The organism is Flavobacterium hibisci (assembly GCF_020026925.1).
Taxonomy (GTDB): Bacteria; Bacteroidota; Bacteroidia; order Flavobacteriales; family Flavobacteriaceae; genus Flavobacterium; species Flavobacterium hibisci.
Genome location: NZ_JAIQDW010000006.1, coordinates 194,495 through 215,863, shown reverse-complemented (window position 1 = coordinate 215,863; position 21,369 = coordinate 194,495). Strand labels below are relative to the sequence as shown.

14 protein-coding genes are annotated in these 21,369 nt (G+C 32.4%); 7 read left to right on the top strand and 7 right to left on the bottom strand.

Annotation, left to right across the window (positions count from 1 at the left end; all coding sequences use genetic code 11):
• Positions 1–6 precede the first annotated feature (6 nt).
• Positions 7–786 carry a superoxide dismutase gene (locus K8B81_RS08715; RefSeq protein ID WP_223680915.1) on the top strand — a complete coding sequence of 260 codons (780 nt, stop codon included), beginning with the start codon at positions 7–9 and terminating at the stop codon, positions 784–786.
• Positions 787–867: 81 nt separating this feature from the next.
• Here the strand turns inward: K8B81_RS08715 and glmM are convergent, their stop codons facing one another.
• Positions 868–2,256 (bottom strand): phosphoglucosamine mutase, encoded by a 1,389-nt coding sequence (gene glmM, locus K8B81_RS08710; RefSeq protein WP_223680913.1) that lies wholly within the window; start codon positions 2,254–2,256, stop codon positions 868–870.
• 208 nt (positions 2,257–2,464) lie between these two features.
• Here glmM and K8B81_RS08705 point away from each other — a divergent pair, with 208 nt between their 5' ends.
• From K8B81_RS08705 to K8B81_RS08690, 4 genes are all read left to right on the top strand, one after another.
• Positions 2,465–3,049 carry an acyl carrier protein phosphodiesterase gene (locus K8B81_RS08705; protein WP_223680911.1) on the top strand — a complete coding sequence of 195 codons (585 nt, stop codon included), beginning with the start codon at positions 2,465–2,467 and terminating at the stop codon, positions 3,047–3,049.
• A 75-nt stretch (positions 3,050–3,124) separates the two neighbouring features.
• Positions 3,125–4,909, top strand: coding sequence for a chloride channel protein (locus K8B81_RS08700; protein WP_223680909.1), 1,785 nt, complete (start codon positions 3,125–3,127; stop codon positions 4,907–4,909).
• Between the two features lie 124 nt (positions 4,910–5,033).
• Complete coding sequence (gene uvrA / locus K8B81_RS08695) at positions 5,034–7,865, top strand: excinuclease ABC subunit UvrA (protein ID WP_223680907.1); 2,832 nt, start codon at positions 5,034–5,036, stop codon at positions 7,863–7,865.
• Between the two features lie 23 nt (positions 7,866–7,888).
• Positions 7,889–8,512, top strand: coding sequence for a DNA-3-methyladenine glycosylase (locus tag K8B81_RS08690; RefSeq protein ID WP_223680905.1), 624 nt, complete (start codon positions 7,889–7,891; stop codon positions 8,510–8,512).
• Between the two features lie 13 nt (positions 8,513–8,525).
• Here K8B81_RS08690 and K8B81_RS08685 read toward each other — a convergent pair whose 3' ends face one another.
• Together K8B81_RS08685 and K8B81_RS08680 are read right to left on the bottom strand one after the other, a co-directional pair.
• On the bottom strand, positions 8,526–10,796 hold the full coding sequence (locus tag K8B81_RS08685) for an ATP-binding protein (RefSeq protein ID WP_223680903.1): 2,271 nt from the start codon (positions 10,794–10,796) through the stop codon (positions 8,526–8,528).
• 2 nt (positions 10,797–10,798) lie between these two features.
• Positions 10,799–11,395: a biliverdin-producing heme oxygenase gene (locus K8B81_RS08680; RefSeq protein ID WP_223680901.1), complete on the bottom strand. Its 597-nt coding sequence runs from the start codon at positions 11,393–11,395 to the stop codon at positions 10,799–10,801.
• Between the two features lie 406 nt (positions 11,396–11,801).
• Here K8B81_RS08680 and K8B81_RS08675 point away from each other — a divergent pair, with 406 nt between their 5' ends.
• Positions 11,802–13,310: a PAS domain-containing sensor histidine kinase gene (locus K8B81_RS08675; RefSeq protein ID WP_223680899.1), complete on the top strand. Its 1,509-nt coding sequence runs from the start codon at positions 11,802–11,804 to the stop codon at positions 13,308–13,310.
• Between the two features lie 173 nt (positions 13,311–13,483).
• Here K8B81_RS08675 and K8B81_RS08670 read toward each other — a convergent pair whose 3' ends face one another.
• Positions 13,484–14,398: a ClpXP adapter SpxH family protein gene (locus K8B81_RS08670; RefSeq protein ID WP_223680963.1), complete on the bottom strand. Its 915-nt coding sequence runs from the start codon at positions 14,396–14,398 to the stop codon at positions 13,484–13,486.
• A 193-nt stretch (positions 14,399–14,591) separates the two neighbouring features.
• Between K8B81_RS08670 and K8B81_RS08665 the strand changes: the two genes are divergently transcribed.
• A complete protein-coding gene (locus K8B81_RS08665) occupies positions 14,592–14,903 on the top strand; it encodes a winged helix-turn-helix transcriptional regulator (RefSeq protein ID WP_223680897.1) in 312 nt (103 codons plus the stop codon).
• Between the two features lie 493 nt (positions 14,904–15,396).
• On the opposite strand, the gene K8B81_RS08660 is transcribed toward K8B81_RS08665, so the two are convergent.
• The 3 genes from K8B81_RS08660 to K8B81_RS08650 all read right to left on the bottom strand — a co-directional run bounded on the left by K8B81_RS08660 (position 15,397) and on the right by K8B81_RS08650 (position 21,065).
• Positions 15,397–16,317 carry a hypothetical protein gene (locus K8B81_RS08660; RefSeq protein WP_223680895.1) on the bottom strand — a complete coding sequence of 307 codons (921 nt, stop codon included), beginning with the start codon at positions 16,315–16,317 and terminating at the stop codon, positions 15,397–15,399.
• A 339-nt stretch (positions 16,318–16,656) separates the two neighbouring features.
• Positions 16,657–17,013, bottom strand: coding sequence for a hypothetical protein (locus K8B81_RS08655; RefSeq protein ID WP_223680893.1), 357 nt, complete (start codon positions 17,011–17,013; stop codon positions 16,657–16,659).
• Positions 17,014–17,324: 311 nt separating this feature from the next.
• On the bottom strand, positions 17,325–21,065 hold the full coding sequence (locus tag K8B81_RS08650) for an nSTAND3 domain-containing NTPase (RefSeq protein WP_223680891.1): 3,741 nt from the start codon (positions 21,063–21,065) through the stop codon (positions 17,325–17,327).
• Positions 21,066–21,369 lie beyond the last annotated feature (304 nt).

The window sequence follows — 21,369 nt, the reverse complement described above, 5'->3', positions numbered from 1 at the left end:
TTAATTATGAAGAAAAACATGATTCGTTTTACTTTCACAGCTTCATTACTGATGTTATTTTCCTGTAATGATAAAAAGTTGATTGAAGTTGTTGAAGTTCCTTTACCCACAAAAGAAGAAAAAATTATAATTGGAACTCCTGCAGATGTAAAAGCTGATGAAGGTTCTTTCGCTTTAACCAAATTACCTTTTAACTATGATGCTTTAGCTCCCGCGATAAGATCCCTGACTTTAGAAACCCATTATTCTAAACATTATTTATCCTATACTAATAATTTAAATAAAGAAATTGCTTCAACAGAATTTGAAAATGCGCCTATTGAAGATATCCTTAAAAAAATGGATTTGAATAATGCTAAACTTCGTCAAAATGCAGGCGGATATTATAATCATACTCTTTATTTTGATATTCTGACTCCAAAAGAGCAAACTCCAAAAGATACTTTGGCTGGCTCAATCAATAAAGAATTTGGATCATTTAACAACCTTACCACTCAATTTAAAAATGAAGCAACTAAACAATTCGGTTCAGGATGGGTATGGCTGGTTGTTGATAAAGCAGGGAAATTACAAATTACAACTACTGAAAATCAGGATAATCCTTTGATGAGAAATGCATTGATTCCCGGCACACCTATTCTGGGAATTGACTTATGGGAGCATGCATATTACCTTGATTATCAAAACAGAAAAGGAAGTTACATCGACGCTTTTTACAAATTGATCAATTGGGAAAAGGTAAACGAAAATTACAAAACAGCTCTAAGCAAGGTTAAAAAGTATTAAAAAAAATCCTTTTAAAAACAAAAAAGTTTGATGAAAATATCATCAAACTTTTTTGTTTTATCCAATACCTATAATTAATTTTTAAATACCTGCGATTGATTTTATTTCATCAATTATTCGAAGCGCCAAAACATCGGCTTTTTCCTGAGAAGAAGCTTCTGTATAAATACGAATAATAGGCTCTGTATTTGATTTTCTTAAATGAACCCATTCTGCTGCGAAATCAATTTTTACTCCGTCAATAGTTGAGATATCTTCATTTTTATATTTATCAGTCATAGCAACTAAAATTGCATCAACATCTATTTGAGGCGTCAGTTCAATTTTATTTTTGCTCATATAATATTCAGGATATGAAGCACGTAAAGCAGAAACTGACATTTTTTTGTTTGCCAGATGTGTCAAAAATAACGCTACTCCAACCAAACTGTCTCTTCCATAATGTGATTCAGGATAAATAATCCCACCATTACCTTCTCCTCCAATTATGGCATTATTTTTTTTCATTAATTCTACCACATTCACCTCACCCACTGCGCTAGCTTCATAATTCCCATTATGTGCTTTTGTTACATCGCGCAAAGCACGGGAAGATGACATATTCGAAACTGTATTTCCAGGAGTCTTGCTTAAAACATAATCTGCACAGGCTACTAAAGTATATTCTTCTCCAAACATTTCTCCATCTTCACTAATAAAAGCTAATCTGTCAACATCCGGATCTACTACAATCCCTAAATGAGCATTTTCCTTTACAACTAATTCAGAAATATCAGTTAAATGCTCTTTCAAAGGTTCAGGATTATGAGGAAAATGTCCGTTTGGTTCGCAATATAATTTTACAACTTCAACGCCCATTAATTCCAGTAATTTTGGAATAATAATTCCACCTGAAGAATTTACCCCATCAACAACAACTTTAAATTTTGCCTCTTTTACTGCCTGAACATCCACTAATGGTAAGTTTAAAACTTCATCGATGTGAATATCCATATAAGCATCATTTACAGTAATTTCCCCTAAATTATCAACATCTGAAAAATCGAAGGCTTCAGCTTCAGCAATTTCAAGGATTTTTGACCCTTCAGCACCGCTTAAAAATTCGCCTTTTGCATTCAGCAATTTTAGTGCATTCCATTGTTTAGGATTATGTGAAGCTGTTAGAATAATTCCTCCATCCGCTTTTTCCAATGGTACAGCGATTTCTACAGTTGGTGTTGTCGAAAGTCCAAGGTCAATTACATTAATTCCCAGACCTACCAGCGTATTTACTACAAGATTATGAATCATTGGACCTGAAATTCTGGCATCACGCCCAATTACAACAGTCAGTTTTTCTTTTGAAATGTTATTTTTCAGAAAGGTACCGTATGCTGATGCAAATTTTACAGCATCGACTGGAGTCAGGTTATCTCCTACTTTACCACCGATTGTTCCTCTTATTCCTGAAATCGATTTTATTAAAGTCATTTTTGTGAGTTATGGTTATTTATCTACAAATATAAAAAAGTTGACGGGTTAGTTAGATGTTGAGGCATCAAGATTTTAAAATAATCGTTAATGATTATAATAAACAACCATCTTTTTTTAACAAAAATGATTTAAAAAGTTTTTTATACATTTACGTTGATGATTCCTGGTTTCTGAAATCCTCCTAAATTATAATACTGTAAAAACAATGAATTTTCTTGCGCATATATATCTTTCAGGTGAAAATGATTTAATTAAAATTGGCAATTTTATGGCTGATGGTATCCGTGGAAAACAATTTGAACACTTTCCTGATGATATACAAAAAGGAATTATTTTACATCGTTTTATAGACACTTATACCGATTCACATGATATTTTCAGGCAGAGCACCAAGCGCCTACACGACAAATACCATCATTACGCAGGAGTAATTGTTGATATCGTTTACGATCATTTTTTAGCTAAAAACTGGACAAAATATTCAGACGAAAAATTAGAAGATTTCATCAATCGCTTTTACAATTCATTACATGCCAATTATACTGTATTAACTGAAAAAACTCAGGACTTAATGCCATATATGATTGAAAGAAACTGGCTTTTGAGTTACCGTACTGTTGAAGGAATTCATCAAATTTTGACACAGATGGACAGAAGGTCAAAAAATATATCCAAAATGCAGTTTGCCAGCGAAGAATTAAAACAATATTATACAGATTTCGAAGAGGAATTCACCATTTTTTTTGAAGATATTCAATACCAGTCAAAACAAAAGTTACTTTCACTGTAAGATTTACACTCAAAATTTACACGAATTTGAATTCTAAGAGTTAAATTTGTAACCTCCTTAATTTTTCGAAACAGAATGCTTAAAAAATATTTTAGAAAATTAGAAAGTATTATTGCTTTAGCCCAGTCATTAATGACACCAAAGCAGTTTATTTTCCTATCAAGTGTATTGATTGGCATCTCATGTTCGTTAGCCGTAATTATATTAAAAACTTTTGCCCATAGCGTATTTTCTTTTGCGACCTATATTAGCGGAATTTTAAAATGGAGTTTTATCTCGGGGATTTTACCTATTATTGGTATTTTGCTTACTGTTTTTGTTGTAAACAGAATATTGAACGGAAGTATTGAAAAAGGAACTTCCCAAATTTTGTATGCAGTTGCAAAAAAAGCCGGTATAATTCCTAAAAAACAAATGTATGCCCAAATTATAACCAGCTCCTTAACTGTAGGTTTGGGAGGTTCAGCAGGTCTTGAAAGTCCAATCGTGATTACCGGGGCAGCATTCGGATCAAACTTTGCTCAAAACTATAAATTAGCCTATAAAGACAGAACGCTTCTTATTGGCTGTGGAGTTGCAGCAGGAATTTCAGCAGCTTTTAACGCACCTATTGCAGGAGTTCTTTTTGCCATAGAAGTTTTATTAGTAGATGTAAGCATTTCCGCCTTTACGCCTATTATGATTTCGGCAGCTACAGGAGCTTTAGTATCTGCTATTGTATTAGATGAATCCATCCTTTTATCCTTCAAAAAACAGGAAGCTTTTGATTATCATAACATTCCTTTTTATGTGCTTTTAGGAATATTAACCGGGTTTATGGCGGTTTATTATGCCCGAAATTTTCAAAAAGTAGAGCATTATTTTTCGAAATTAAAAATGAATGCTTACAAAAAGGCATTGTTTGGATCATCCATTCTGGCACTACTTATCTTTGTTTTTCCCACCCTTTTTGGAGAGGGTTATGAAAGTATCAGGACTTTATCTGAAACTGATCCGGGAAAACTATTAGAGAATACCTTGTTTGCAGATTTCAGAGATAATCAATGGATTTTGCTGCTATTTGTTGGATCTACGATGATGATCAAAGTCTTTGCTTCCGGACTTACCATTGGAAGCGGCGGAAATGGAGGTAATTTTGCCCCATCTTTATTTCTGGGTTCTTATCTGGGTTATTTCTTTTCAAAATTTATATCCATGATTGGCCTATCAAAATTACCAATCACCAATTTTACGATGGTAGGAATGGCAGGTATTTTGAGTGGATTGTTCCATGCACCGTTAACCTCGATATTCTTAATAGCTGAGATAACCGGAGGATACGGCTTAATGATTCCGTTAATGATTGTATCTTCTATAAGTTTTGCAATTTCGAAACGTTTTGAAAAATATTCCCTTGATGTAAAAAATCTTGCTAAAAAAGGACATGCATTTACCAGCAATAAGGATTCAAACATTTTATCTACCCTTGATATCGATTCTATCATTCAGACCGATTATCTGACCGTTCATCCAGATGAAAATTTAAACAAATTAGTAGATCTGATTTCGCATTCCAATCAGGTTGTTTTTGCTGTTGTTACTAATGAAAAAGACCTTGTTGGTATCGTACATTTTAACGATATCAGAGAAATTATTTTTAACACATACCGCGTAAAATATACTTTGATTAAAGATGTAATGAAAATGCCTCCGGCAACGATTTCCTCTTATGACAGCATGGAAATTGTAATGACAAAGTTTGAAAAGACAAAATCAGCATTCCTTCCTGTTATTCGAAATGATAAATATTACGGCTTTATTTCTAAATCTATAGCACTTGAAGCTTATAGAATGAAACTGCGCTCTATGACTATTGAATAATTTTAGTATTTTAGAATACACTTAGTGCAGACTAGCGTTTTTGTTACAATTTTTAACATAAACTTCTATAACCTAGCCTAAAAAGAACAAATCAAAGTGGTAACTTTGCGTTTTGATCAAATTTATGCTAGATAAAGACAATACTATTGAAGTTCTTGGTGCAAGAGTTCATAATCTTAAAAATATTGATATTTCAATTCCGAGGGAAAAACTTGTAGTGATTACAGGACTTTCAGGCTCAGGAAAATCTTCTTTGGCTTTTGATACCATTTATGCCGAGGGGCAACGTCGTTATGTAGAAACGTTTTCGGCGTATGCCAGACAATTTCTCGGCGGTTTAGAACGCCCGGATGTTGACAAAATCGACGGCCTTTCTCCTGTAATTGCAATTGAACAAAAAACAACCAGTAAAAGTCCGCGTTCTACAGTTGGAACCATTACTGAAATATACGATTTTCTTAGACTTTTATATGCCCGAGGTGCTGATGCATACAGTTATAACACGGGCGAAAAAATGGTTTCCTACTCTGATGAACAAATTAAAGATTTGATTATTCAGGATTATACCGGAAAACGAATTAATATACTTGCCCCGGTCATTAAAGCCAGAAAAGGACATTACGCTGAGCTATTTCAGCAAATCACCAAACAGGGATTCTTAAAGGTGCGTGTAAATGGTGAAGTACAGGATTTGGTTGCCGGAATGAAACTGGACCGTTACAAAACTCACGATATTGAAATTGTTGTCGACCGAATGGTAATTGAAGATAATCCTGATATTCAAAAAAGACTTGGTGAAAGCATCAATACTGCGATGCATCACGGTGAAGATGTCTTAATGATTTTAGATCAGGATTCAAATGAAGTACGCTATTTCAGTCGGAATTTGATGTGCCCGTCAACCGGAATATCGTATCAAAACCCTGAACCGAATTTATTTTCATTCAATTCTCCAAAAGGTGCCTGTCCACATTGTAACGGGCTGGGAACGGTACACGAAATCAATGTTAAAAAAATCATTCCGAATCCGAAATTATCGATAAAAGCTGGTGGATTTGCGCCACTTGGAGAGTACAAATCGTCATGGATTTTCAAACAGTTGGAAACCATCGGTGAAAAATTCGGATTTAAAATCACGGATCCAATTGAGAAGATTCCTGAAGAAGCCATGACCATGATTCTTTATGGAGGAAAAGATAAATTTGCTATTAATTCAAAAGATCTTGGCGTAACAAGAGAATACAAAATTGATTTTGAAGGAATTTCTAATTTCATTAAAAATCAATATGATGAAAGTGCTACAACAAGCATAAAACGCTGGGCAAAAGATTTCATGGACGAAATAAATTGTCCGGTTTGCGATGGTTCTCGTTTAAAAAAGGAAGCACAGTTTTTTAGGGTAAATGGAAAAAATATCACAGAGTTATGTGATATGGATATTTCAGATTTGACAGCCTGGTTTTTAGATTTAGAAAATCATTTGACTAACAAACAGCTTTTAATCGCTTCTGAAATTGTAAAAGAAATTAAAGACCGATTAAACTTTTTAATGAATGTAGGTTTGAATTATCTGGCTTTAAGCCGAAGTTCAAAATCACTTTCCGGTGGTGAAGCACAACGCATTCGTCTGGCAACACAAATTGGTTCACAATTGGTTGGTGTTTTATATATTTTGGATGAACCAAGTATTGGATTACATCAAAGAGATAACGAAAAACTGATTCAGTCTCTTGAACAGTTACGAGATATTGGAAATTCAGTTATTGTGGTAGAACACGATAAAGACATGATTGAAACTGCAGATTACGTTATTGATATAGGTCCTAAAGCAGGAAAATACGGAGGGCAAATCATCAGTACCGGAACACCAAAAGAAACATTGGCTTCAAACACCATTACTGCTCAATATCTGAATGGAAAAATGAAACTGGAGATTCCTAAAGAACGTAGAAAAGGCAATGGCAAATTTCTTAAACTGACCGGAGCTACAGGTAATAATTTAAAAAATGTTTCGATCGAAATTCCATTAGGACAATTAATTTGTGTTACAGGGGTTTCCGGAAGTGGTAAATCGACTTTGATTAATGAAACACTTTATCCGATTCTGAATGCGTATTATTTTAATGGTGTAAAAAAACCTCAGCCTTATAAAAAGATTGAAGGTTTAGAGCATATAGACAAAGTAATTGATATTGACCAAAGTCCGATTGGGCGTACACCCCGTTCGAATCCGGCAACTTATACAGAAGTTTTTACAGAAATCCGAAACTTATTTACTATGACTTCTGAAAGCATGATCCGCGGATATAAAGCCGGACGCTTTAGTTTTAACGTTAAGGGAGGTCGTTGTGAAACTTGTGAAGGCTCAGGTGTGAGAACAATCGAAATGAATTTTCTTCCGGATGTTTATGTAGAATGTGAAACCTGTCAGGGAAAACGTTTCAACAGAGAAACCTTAGAAATTCGATATAAAGGAAAATCAATTTCGGATGTTCTGGATATGACAGTTGATGAAGCCGTTCCATTTTTTGAAAATATTCCGAAGATCTACAGAAAAGTAAAAACAATTCAGGATGTTGGTTTAGGATACATTACACTTGGCCAGCAAAGCACAACACTTTCTGGTGGTGAAGCGCAGCGTATTAAATTAGCAGGGGAATTATCTAAAAAAGACACCGGAAATACATTTTACATTCTGGATGAACCCACAACAGGGCTCCATTTTGAAGACATCCGTGTTTTAATGGAAGTAATAAACAAACTGGTTGATAAAGGAAATACAATATTAGTGATAGAACATAATATGGACGTTATAAAACTAGCGGATTATATTATTGATATTGGTCCGGAAGGAGGAAAAGGCGGCGGCCAATTGGTTGCAAAAGGAACTCCGGAAGAAGTTGCCCAGAATAAAAAAAGCTATACGGCTAAGTTTTTGAAAAAAGAGCTGATTTAATTCCATACAAATTACTTCTACATATGCTTAGGAAAGATCATACCAAATTACAATATTCTTATTATCAAAATCGGGATGTTCTTTATCTGGCAAAAGATCTTTTAGGAAAAGTGCTTTTTACTCAAATAAATGGAGAAGTAACAGCTGGTATAATTGTAGAAACTGAAGCCTATTGTGGTGTAACTGACAAAGCATCTCACGCTTACGGAGGAAGGCGTACTAACAGAACCGAAACGATGTATTCTGAAGGTGGCTTTTCATATGTTTATCTATGTTATGGAATTCATCATCTTTTTAATATTGTAAGTTCTGTAGAAGGCGAGCCACATGCAATATTAATACGTGGTATTGAACCATTGATAGGGAAAGAAATAATAGAATCAAGACGTAAAATGTCCGTTACAAATCCTTCTATTTCATCTGGCCCCGGGTCTGCAGCTAAAGCACTCGGAATTGACAAATCTTTTAACGGAAAAGATTTGACAGCAGAAGAAATATGGATTGAAGATCATGGTATCCGATATCAAACTGATGAAATTGCCTCAACATCACGAATTGGCGTAGCATATGCACAGGAAGATGCACTTTTGCCATGGCGCTTTTTTATTAAAAATAATAAGTATGTAAGCAAACCCAATAAAATATAAAATCAATTTCTACTTAATCTAAAAGCGTATCCAAAGGGTCACAGGGAAAAAAGATAGTTATATCAGTACCTTCCCCTGGCCTTCCTTCTGCATGAATAGTTCCTCCCAGTGTTTGCATAATTTTTTTACATAGTGCAAGTCCAACTCCTGATCCTGTGTATTTTTCCTGATTGTGCAATCTTCCGAAAACCTTAAAAATTGTTTCTGAATAGCGCTGTTCAAAACCAATTCCATTATCTGAAAAACGAACCCAATTACAATAAATTTTATTCGAATAGGCTACTAATTCAGGTTCGGAGGAAGCGGTAATTTTAATATTAGGTGTTCTATCAGAAGATGCAAATTTTAAAGAATTCTGCAATATATTAGAAAACAATTGTCGCAATAAAAAATTAACACCATGTACTTCAGGAAGGTTTTCATATTCAATTACAGCATTGTTTTCAGAAATAACTTCTTTCATTTCTTCCATTGTTGCTTCTAAGATATGATTCAAATCGATTTCCTGTAAAGCCTCCCTTGTATATTTAATTCTTGAGAATTTAAGAATATCATCAAGCAAAGTCCTCATCCTGCTAGCTGACTTGGATACACGATGTAATGAGCTCGAAACTGATTCTGATTGTATAACATCAGGTTCTGCCAGCATTTTAGAAGTAAACAACTGAATTTTACGCAATGGCTCCTGTAGATCATGTGTACTTATCCAGTTGAGATTTTCTAGTTCTGAATTTGTCTCCTTCAATATTTCACTCTGAGTACGATATTTCTCTTCTTCTTCACTTAAAATAACCATCATCAACTGATTATGGAGTACGTGTGCATATTGCAATGCTCCGTTTATCTCATATTCTTTCCAGGTAGTGCTTTGGTTTTTTATAATCTGTTTCCAAATATTAAATGAGTTCCTTGGATGAAGACCATTATCATCTTTTACGATCGCTTTTTCCGGATCACCACCCCAGTTAATTTCTGATATTGTTTCTGGCCTGAACCAGATTACATAATCATCGCTTCCAAGAGAATGAAAAATAATACCCGCAAAATCAGAAAATGATCCAAACTCCGGAAAATAATCACTGAGCTTATTTGTTATAAATACTTTTTCAGAAACCTGTGCGTTAATTAGCGTTATTAACTTCTTAATCTGTTTATCTGATGGCGTTAAGCCATTTTTATATATTTTACCTCTAGTTATAATTGAAACTCCTGATGCATTACAAATATTGAGTAATTGAGGAGCGTTAATTATTTTTTCAATCGATTCCTGCAAAAGCGGAAGATCAAGACCTGTCAACTGCTCCAATGCCAAAGCTGTATTTTGTGCATTTATATTTTCATCATTTGCTTGTCTAATATCAATCTGGGAAGTAATGAACTGTCCCTGAAGCTTGGCTGCCAGTCTGATTTGAGGCGAGATGTTCTTTGGAGAATAATGATGGCAGGCAATAAGTCCCCATAAACGACCATGATGAATAAGAGAAATTGTCAGTGTTGCATAAACACCCATATTCTTCAGATATTCAACATGGATGGGTGACGTACTTCTAAGTATGGAAAGGCTTAAATCCAGATTTTTATCTTCCCGATCATCAATTGTAAAGATTGGAACTGCCTCATAATCCATATCAACTATCAGTCTAAGCTGATTTTTAATATATAATTCCCTTGCCTGGGCCGGAATATCTGTATGTGGATAGTGCAACCCTAAAAAGGATTCCAAATCCTCCCTGCAGCTTTCAGCAAATACTTCTCCGTTATATTGTTCATCAAAACGGTAAATCATTACACGGTCATATCCTGTTATTTCACGAGTTCCCTGAGCTACAAGAGCACACAGATCTTTTAAGGATCTGGTGTTATTCATCTGGGTTACAAACTGAATTGTCTGAGTGTAAACATCTGCCAGTTTTTCCTTTCCTTGAAACAAGGGTTCTGCCTCTAACACATAAACATCAAAGCTTCTGTGAATACTTACCTGAAATAATTTACCAAAGAGGTCTATTTCAAGAGGAAAAACATTCTGAATTGTATCATTTATATATTCAAAGATTTGGTTTTCAGCTTTCTGTCCAAAAACATCTACTACATATTTCCCAAGTACTTCTGTATGTCCGACACCAATAAATGAAGAAATATTGTTTGTACAATAATCAATTTTTCTTTCGGAAGTAACACCAATTAAAAAGCCATGAGGCTGGATTTTGCCTGGTATATGTATAGGTTCATGCTCACAGTTTGTTAAGGTGACAATATCACGATTAACTATATCTTTAATCTTCATTCTTATTTTATGCCTTCAAAATGCTTATGGATACTATCAAAGGCATATATAGCTCCCTCAATAATAGTATTACCGCAATTATAACTCTGCTCATATTCTTCCAGAAAAATAAGAAAAGATTTCCAATAATTTCCTGTTTTTTCTCCATATCCGTTAAAATAAGATACGCCCTTTCCTTTATCAAGCCCTGAAATTGTAGTAATATTTTTTAAAATATATCTGCCTCCAAGAGTAGAACCCTCAATAACATACAATATGCCTAAAGCAAAAGGAATATTTATTTCTTTAACATTAAAAACTCTGGTTGCAATAGTTTTATTATGATTAAGATAAAAAAGATCATCTTCGATAAGGTGTGTTTTTTTTCTTAGTTCAAGATTATCAATTACATCAGAAAGCAACGGAAAGATTATGCTCTCCACTTCCTTATGAACATCATGCATCAGACATAAATAATGAATATAATCAGACAATTTCATATCGGCAGATATAATTGATGCTGAAACCGGCAGGCATTCGAGTTTTTTATGAGAATTGGCGGTTTGTTTTTTTAAATCGGTTAGGAAATTTGATGATACAGGAGCTAAACTTATACTCATTATTTAGAAAAATGCTTTTTTTAAATGTTGTGTAATTAATAGATTGCCAAGTTAGCAAATGTAAAAAAAAACATTAGACCAAAACATATATTCTCATAATAAAAATGTTATTTTTTTAATAATTATTCAATAAATACCCAATTCAATTTGTTTAACTTTACATATATTTTTTTTAAACAATAAAATCTTGATTTTTAGTTAAATTCTTTATTCTTATTCAATATAACAAAATTTAAAGAAATACGTTCCAAGAATAATTGTTTAAAAAAAAACAGAAAAAAATAAACAAATAAAAAATTTTAACATAAAAATCTCCCCTTACATTATAATTTTGAACACTTTATGAAATTTGATGTAACAAAGTCGATTTTGATAAAAGATAAATTTGTATAAAAATTTAATAACTATGTATCCAAACATAAGAATCTTAAAGGACATTGTAGATAATACACCCTTACCTATAGCCGTTTATACTGGAGAAGAGCTTATTATAGAATTAGCAAATACTGCTATGATAGATGCATGGGGAAAAGGCAATGAAATAATTGGAAAAAAATATCTGGAAGTTCTGCCCGAAGTTAAAGATCAAGATCTGTTTCATCAGGTTACTAATGTCCTTAAAACCGGAATTGCTTTTCATGGAAAAAATAAAAAAGTTGATCTGGTAATCAACGGAATAGCAAAATCACATTATTTTAATTACAGTTATATCCCACTTTTTGATGAACAACAAAAAATCTATGGAGTTATGAATACCGGTGTTGATGTGACCGATATTTACATTGCAAAACAACAGGTACAAAGTGCAGAAGAGCGGCTTCGGATTGCTATTGATTCATCCGGAATGGGAACTTATGAAATAGATTTAGCAACAAAAGAAATCAAAACCTGTGGTAATTTTAATTATATAACAGGTGTTGACGGAATACTTTCAAGAACTGACTTGATTACAAAACTACATCCTGACGACTTGCCAATTCGGGAAAAAGCCTATAAGGAAGCTGAAAAAACCGGAATAATATCATATGAAGCAAGGATATTAAATGATGATCATACTTCAAAATGGGTTAAAGTTAACGGAAAAATAATCAAAAACGAAAATTGCGAACCTATCACTATACTCGGAACTATTCAGGACATTAGTGAACATAAGGAATTTCAGGAAGAATTGAAAAAACAGGTAGCTGAAAATACAGAGCAACTAAGACGATCAAATGATGATCTTTTACATTTTGCAAATGTAGTTAGTCATGATTTAAGAGAACCTGTTAGAAAAATTAAAATCTTCAATAGCTTCGTACGAAATGAAAAAAATTTGCATTTTAATGATAATTCAATAAAATATCTCAATAAAATTGATCAATCGGCCCAGAGAATGCAAAATATAATTGAAGGTATTCTGGATTATTCTACATTAGATAAAAATAAACAGCCAATTGAGGATATTAATCTGAATGATGTTATAGAAAACATTAAGACTGATCTAGAACTTATTATAAAAGAAAAGCAGGCTACTGTATCCAGTTCAAATCTTTCATTTATACAAGGAGCACCAATTCTAATTAATCAGCTTTTTTATAACCTGATACAAAATGCCCTTAAATTTTCTAAAAATGATACGCCAACTACCATCATTATAACTAGTAAACATATACATGTAAACGGAAATGAAATGCTACAGATTTCTATTAAAGATAATGGCATAGGACTGGAAGTAGCTTTTACAGAAAGAATATTTAATGCTTTTGAGAGACTGCATTCTAAAGATCAATATGAGGGAAACGGGCTCGGTCTTTCACTTTGCAGAAAAATAGCAAAAAGGCACAATGGATTTATTACCGCAAAAGGAGAAAAAGATAATGGGGCTGAATTTATAGTTACACTTCCTGTAAAACAAACTGAAGAATCGATATAAGAACTTAACTAAAAAAGAAATAAATTTATTTTTTAGTTGAAAACAGCAAAAAAGTTTATACTAACTAAAAAAAAGCAGCAAAAAAATATTTACTACTGCTTTTTTTGATTTTATTATGTGATATTAGAATTTTAAACTTTATAGCTTGTTGACAAAAGAATTGGGATTAGTTTTTAATATACTTTTCGTTTCCACAAAGAACCATTTTTCGTGGTACGTTTTACTAATATATCCTGATCCGAGAGTACATTTAACAGCTTTTCGCCTTCTTTTCGGTGCTTACCTGATAATTCTGAAAACTCTTTTGCTGTAAGCGAATCAAATTTTTCAAAAAGAGATTCCCAAGTTTTTCCATATTCATTTTTTGGTGCAGCAGAATATAATTTTAAAATGGCTGATTCGTAAGCAGCATATGGTTTCGTGCCATAAACGGTTTCATTATTTCCAGATTTATCAAAAAAGAATATTGTGGGAAAGCCTCTTACACCAAATTTCTTTGTCTGGTTTAAGTCTTCTTCAAATTCAATTTTTGCTTTTCCCTCAAAGTCTGCTTGTAACTTTTCTGCATCCAGTCCTGCTTTTTTCGCAGCTGCTATCAAATGCTCCATTTTTGTAATATTCTTTTTCTCTAAAAAGACCATTTCTCTTAATGTCCGCAAAAACAAAATTGCTTTTTCATTGTTCTGAATTTGTGCAGCCTTAAAAGCAATGGATGGGGGGTAAGAAGAATGCAACGGATCTTCCAGCCAAACATCACCATCAATTGGCATATCATAATAAATACTTACTTCGTCCCAATGATGTGCCACGTCAGATGGTTTGCTGATGCCTCCACTGTTGTAACTCCAATCTGGCAATAAACCGCCCATTCGATATTCAAATTCTATGCTGTCTCCGTATTCCAGTTTCAGTTTTCGTAATTGAGGCTCTATTCCCCAACAAGAAGAGCAGATCGGATCTGTAAAATATACAACCCTGATAGGTTTTTCTGTTTCTTGCACCGTAACTTTTGAATTTGTTGCGCTATCTGGTATTCCACATATTCCTTCTACAGGGTCACATAAAAGCGGATTGTTTTTTTCTTCCATTTTATTAGTAGTCTGAGCCTGGCTGTATTGGCCGCCAAGCATGATTAAGATTATTAAAATTTTATTAATTTTTATCATGTTTAGGAATCTGCCTATGTGGCAACACTATTTTTTATTTCCTGTGCTATAATTAATCTCTATTTTTGTGTAAAATTGCTTCATATAAAATTCACATGCAATAAGTCAAAAATTTATGATTACTAAAAAACCAATTACTGATACTGAAACTTGTCCTGCACAAGGGCTTTTGAAGTTGCTATCGGGTAAATGTAAACCTGAGATTTTTCGTCTGGCAGTTGAATCGCCTTTGCGTTTTAGCAGTCTTTTGCGTGAAATTGAAGGTGCAAACAAACAATCTCTCTCGACTGCATTAAGAGAGCTTGAGGAAATTGGATTACTGGAAAAAGTTGTTATAAAACAAAAACCCCTGCATATTGAATATTATCTGACTGAAAAAGGAAAGTCTTTAATTCCGGTTTTTAAACAATTGGAGTTTTTGTCATAAAGTTGTAAAGTTCACTTACAAAAAAATATCATTATTTGTTTATATTATCTCATAATATCTGTATCAACGGGAAAGTAATTTAAATAACCCGTTGGGTGAAATAGAATAAAATAGCTTCATTTAAGGATTAAATCTAATTTGATCTGCGAAAATCCTTTAAAATCTGCGTGAAATACTTTTGAGTATTAATTTTTCACGCAGATTTACACAGATTAAAGCAGATTTAGACAGATTTATATCTAAGTTGATGCGACATAATTGAAAAAAAATAAATTTCACCCAACCGATTTTAAATATTAATATTTTACTGTAAAAAAGGTTTTGCAAACAACTTAAGTTCATTCTTAGGATTCTCCACCAGATAGCAAACACGCAAAAAAAATCCTCATAAATACAAACTATCTTTCCATTAACTTAATACCAAATCATTTTAGTGTTCAATAACTAAAACTTCCGAACCAGATAAAAATGAATTAAATAGCTTTCTTCTAAATTACAACTCTAAATTAGGCAGCACAAAAGACTTTGTATTCGGATGCAACCTAATCCATAACCCCGGATTTGCATTTAGTTGTCCCAACGCTTCATGTTTATCTGAACTCAGAGATGTAGTAAGAACGTTTACATACGTCTGAACTTTAGCAGGAGCAGAATCGGCATCTACTACAGACTGAACGATCTTTTTGGCTTGTAATATTGCTGCCGGCCCTAAAGTGAGAATGTATTCAGCAGACCTGCACTCTTTTTCATCACTTTCATTCACAAGGCTTCCTCCCGCTTTGAACTTACTAATGTGGTGCTCCAGAATACTGCCGGATATTGGAATTATCCCTGCCATATGATGACTCTGCGCTCCGGAGAAAGGCTTTATATAAGCAAGATGTGAGGCCTGATTTTCTTCAGGACCATGACCAATAAAAAATATATCCAAGCCTCCTAATTCTTCCAGTTTATTCAAATACTTTATAAGAGCAGACTCTAAATCTTTTGTATCTGTCTGCATCGGTGTAAAGCTTTTTATTTTTTTGAAAAAAGCATCACCTAGAATACGTTCAAAATCCCTGACAAAACTAAAACCATTATTCATACTCAAAGGTGCAAGTGCATCCTGCGTAAAGACATTCAGCCTGGCGAGGAGCTGATCCTGTTCTGTTGATTTAGCTAACTCACCAAGCAAGCGATGTAACTCCTGAGCTCCTCTCCCACCCAAAAGGGCTATATTAATATCACCTTCTTTTGATGCTGCGGTGCTGTAAAGCTCATTTAACATTGCCTGACCAACCTCAGCTTCACTATTGAGAACGGTAGGTACTATACCATAATCCGTAAAATTAAACTCCTGATTATTTTTTTTAGACAACCATAGATTCTTGTTGTCTTCTGTTTTTGTAAATTGTGTATTTTGTGTATTCATTTTCTTCATTGAAAGTTCATTGCATGATTCGACCCTTAATAACTCTTAACTTTCTCGGCAAAAGTAAAACAAAAAGCTTTAGTCCGATAAATGTACAAAAGTTAATAGAAACACAAAAGCCGAAGGTGGCACTTCAGCCCTGCTGTTACTACTGCTTTTTAGAGAAAACCAATCTTAAAAACGACTTAAAAAAAAAGAAATCCAATAGCCTCTTGAAATTCTTGTAACTCATTTATCGAAAAACCCATAGTAGCGGAATCTCAGCGGTTCCGTTCAACAGGAGTTTCATTGTTCGGCTTGCAGCCGCAACGAAACTCTAGCTGTTATAGGCTGCTTGTTTTATTTATATTTACTTGGATTTCCCATTTTCCAAACTTTTTCTTTTGAATTCCATTTTAAAAATGGACTATCTAAACCGTTTAAATAAATTATCTCAAAGGTTTCGTTATTTAATTTAATATAATCAGGTTGCAAATAATCAATTTTATTTTCAAAGCCTAACTTTTCAAGAACCTTCCAATCATCATTATTTGGCAAACCATTTTTTACTTTATAAGCTAATACATTTTGAATTATTTTTTCTCCACGCTTAATGTCAGAGTATCTTGTAATTGTATATGGTAGATTTATCCAAATAAAAACTATCAAAATTATTACAGTTAAAAAGATAAAAATATTCAGCAATTTTTTTTTCATATTTCAATTTTCTGTTGGCAAATTCCAACTTTCATGCTTCTGTTTTTCAAATTCAATTTTCCAACTTCCGTTGGCAGGTTTCAGTTTTTACCGTTCTGTATTATTTATATAAAGTTAAACTGTGAATATTCTAATTATTTTCAACTGCGTCATTTCGGCACAAGTAGCCTATAACGGTTTTGGGCTTGCCGAAGTGGGGGAATTTGAAGTACGAATGTTCAAATATAGCACAAATGTTCATTAGAATCTCAAATGTTGAATTAACAACTTCAGCCCCCATTTTGGCAAACCCATGTTGTGCGTTCGTGCTTTTACCAGTTTGGATTTGCAAATTTTCTTTTTCGCTCTTCTTCGGCATATTTTAAGGAGTATTCAATTTGTTTCTTGACATAATTTTTTATAGGTATTAGTTGCAATTGGTTCTCACCTTTTACAATTATATCATATATTCTATTCCAGTCTGCCGCCTCTAACTCTCCAAAATTCACATCTCCACTATGAACTGTTCCACCATTTCCTCTCCAATAAATCTTTTCAAAAGATTTAAGTTCAGAATTAAAAGTTAAGTAGAATAGTAAGAATTTTTCAAAATATTCATTTAGAAAATGTCTAATTACATCAAAAATAGCATTCATTTTATTCCTGTCGGCATAATTTGTTGAAATGAAATTTGAAATAAACTCTTCTGCTTTGGCTCTTTGTGAATCGTTTAAATGATTGAAAAATATTGAAAGTGTATATTCGCCAATTCCAAAATATGGATTTTTAGAAATTATTATTTCAACTAATACTTTAACTAACTCTATGTTGTCTAAGTCCCATACAAATGTTAAATTATTATGTTTGTCTCTATTAATAAAATCATCATTGCCATAAAAAAGTGTAATGTATTCAATCATGAAATTAGGTTCTAACTCGGCAATGTTTTTCAAACCTTTTCTTTCGTAATCAAAATGATTACTCGTTTTATCTTCATACAAATATGCAGCATAAATCAAATCTATGTTGTCTTTTAATTTGTTTGTATATTTTTCAAAAAAATTATGTTGTAAAGAAATGCCCAAATTATCAATTGCATTCTTTTTGTTTACAATGACAAGTATCTGTTTTATTATTTCTTGGTTTATACTCTCAAATTTTTCAAATGAATCAAAATGAAGGTAACATCTTCTATCAATTGATTGTATAGTATCAATTAGTTCATTTGCAAATGTTTTATCTATAAATTCAACTGGCAAACATTCAAAAAAAGTCAGTTGCCAAAATATTTTGTAATCATGATTCCAATTCTTTAATATGCTCCAAAGTTTTAAACAATAATTTTCGGAAGCAGTAATTAATTTAATTGGCTTATATAAGGGGTTTATTCCTAAAGGATAATTTGCTAAGAAACTCTCAATTAATTTGAATCCTAATTCTTCATTTTTGATAAAATTTTCTTCAAATATTATATTTAAAGCTTCTTGTAAGCCCCAAGCATTATTTCCTTCTAGAGATAAAATATTTGTAATAGAATTAAAGAGAGTTTGGAATTCATTTTCATCTTTGAAAACGAAATACTCTCTAACATCACTTTCTTTTAATCTTCTAAATTCTTCATGGTTTGTAAATTCATAATCTTGTTTCCCTCTATAAGAATTCCAGTCTAATTTTCTAAATGTTTTATATTCATCACTATTAAAAATTGATTTTAATTTTCTGTAACTTTTGTTTTCTATTTCTTCTCTGTCAAGCCAAAAGACTAAGTCTTGGACATAATAGCAATGTTTGAATTTATTTTTATCCAGCTTGTTTTCTGCAAATGGTAAGATATAGGTTAAATCAAATAAGAGAACCTCTTTTACAATTTCTCTAAAACTTGGTTGATAATCTTTGATAACGTTAAATACTTTTTCAGGGTATATTTCATAGCTCTGAATCAAAGTTTCCCATATTTGCTTTCTGAAAGATTTTGTGGTTTCTGTGAAAGGAAGAGGGTAGCGATAATGTGTAAATGTATGATTTCTTCCGCCTTTAAATATTTGAAAGTAGTGGCCTAAAAAAGTTTTTGATAATGCAAAATATGCTTCAACATAATGAGGTTCATTCTTGCCAAATTTTTTGGTTAAAAAATTGAACAATTCAACTTGTCTTTTAAAATTATATTCTGAATCTTCATCATCAAATATTATTTTTTCTCTAATTCTTCTTACAAGCTCAGGTAAAGAAGCAGGGTCTTTTCTAACATGCTCAAATGAAAGTTCAAGGGCAGAAATATAATTTTCAGAATAGAAGTTAAAAAAGTCAGTAAGATAAGAAAGTATCAAATCCTTTTCATAAACGAAATCATTGGTTTGATAAGTTGAATCATAATTAGGGTTAACAGGCTCTTGTTTTTCGCTAATTTTATTATAGAAATAAGTTAGAGTTTCGTCTCTTTTATAAAACCAAAATATTTTAAAAAACTCCAAAACCTTTTCTTCATCCGTGTATACAAATTTTAGGTATGAATCTAAATCTGCATTTATTTGAGAAAACACATTTTCATAGCCAAAAGAATTATTTGCTGGGATTATTGTGTCTTTGAAACGGTGTTTCCAATTTTCAAAATAGTTAAATAATAATACTTTAAAAGGCAGGAATTTGTCTTTGATAAACACTTTGTAAAAAAAGTATGTTGACATTATCTGTTCCGAAATCCTTACATGGTTATATTGTATTTCAACAAGTTCTTTTTTGTGAAGCTCCTCAATAGCTTCTTGAAATTCGTGATAGTCAATTTCAAAATCTTTCAAAATGTTCTCAACAAATTGCTTATTGTCTCTTTCAATAGTATAAAAGAACGAAACAATTCCAAGTGTTTTAATTAGAGTTTTATTTGAGAAAACATCAAAATCTTTAATAAAAGTTTGAAAGTAAGAATCATATAAATCAGAAATATCGCCTTGCAAAAACTCCCATTGTTTTTCCTGTGCTAATCGTGAACACATTACAGCAAGTCTTGCATTACCATCAGATAGTTGAATAATTCTCTTTTGGTATTTAGGATTTAGGATTTTAAATGAATCACTACTAATTAATTGTGTGATTTCTTCATCTGTAAATTTCCCCAAAACTACTTTCTCAGGGTTTAACTCAAAGCATTCTTTTAATACATCTTCATATGCATAATCACGGACAGTTAAAATTAGTTTTAATTTCGCCTTTCGCAATTCTTTAAAAACTCCCAAAATTTGTTTGAAATTTGGTAATTGACGATTTGCATCGTCAACGAGTAGAATGTAATTTTTATCTTGCTCTAAATTTATTTTTAAATCTTCCCAAATATCAATGTCTTTTTTAGAAACTGCAAATGCTCCAAAATCTTTATTATTTATCAAATATTGATTCACAACTTCTAATGCAAGTTTAGTTTTTCCAACACCTGGAAATCCTGAGATAACGACTAAATCATTTTTGTCGAGTGCATTTATTGTATTTTCTAATTCTAATTTTCTATTTAGAAATATGTTATCTATTGGGGTAGATAGTTTTCCTCCCTTATTATTGTATTCAAGTATAAAATTGTCAAGAGGAAGAATTTGTCCTGTATCTAACGGAATCCCTAAAATATCTTTGGCTAATATGATATACTTTGAATAAATTTCAAGAGCTAACAGGTCTAAACCGATTAAAGTGATTCTTATTTTTCTATTATTAGCATATTTTACGATTTCAGTTTCTTCCTCGACCTTTATTCTTGAATTGAAACAAATTATAATTTTATGAACTTCATTAGCAGGGATTCCAGTTTTTGAGGGGTCTAAACATTTGTCTATATCCTCTTTCATTTTTGTAACTATATTGTCAGCTTTTGTCGTGAATTCTACATAACTTAAACTTCCGTCATTAAGTCTGAAAAATGTGTCTGGTGTACCTTTAACTGTTTTTTGTTTTCCAAATTGACTTCCAGTTCTATTAAAACTTGTAAATTCTTGTTCTCGAAACTTCAAGTACAAGTCACACAAATTCTGGAATGCAGCACTGTCAATTCCCAAAAGTTGTTGTTCTATAAGTTTTAATCTTCCTGTCATAGTTTATTGTTTACAGTGTCGCTAATAGCATGACGCACAACTCATTTATATACGCATAAATTCAACTAATTTTATCCTAAATTGGTATGTTATGCGCATGTTTGGGTTCGTATTATTTTTCAAATATAATTTATTTATAACGAAAATTCATTATATAAAATTCTAAAATATTCTTTTACACTACCATTATTATAAAACCCAAAAGCCCTAGCCCTGACAGTAGCGGCATCCTTTTGTGACGGGGTTCGACACAAAAGATACAGCGAATGGCAGGAATCAGCTTCTAAACTAAAAACTCAGAATT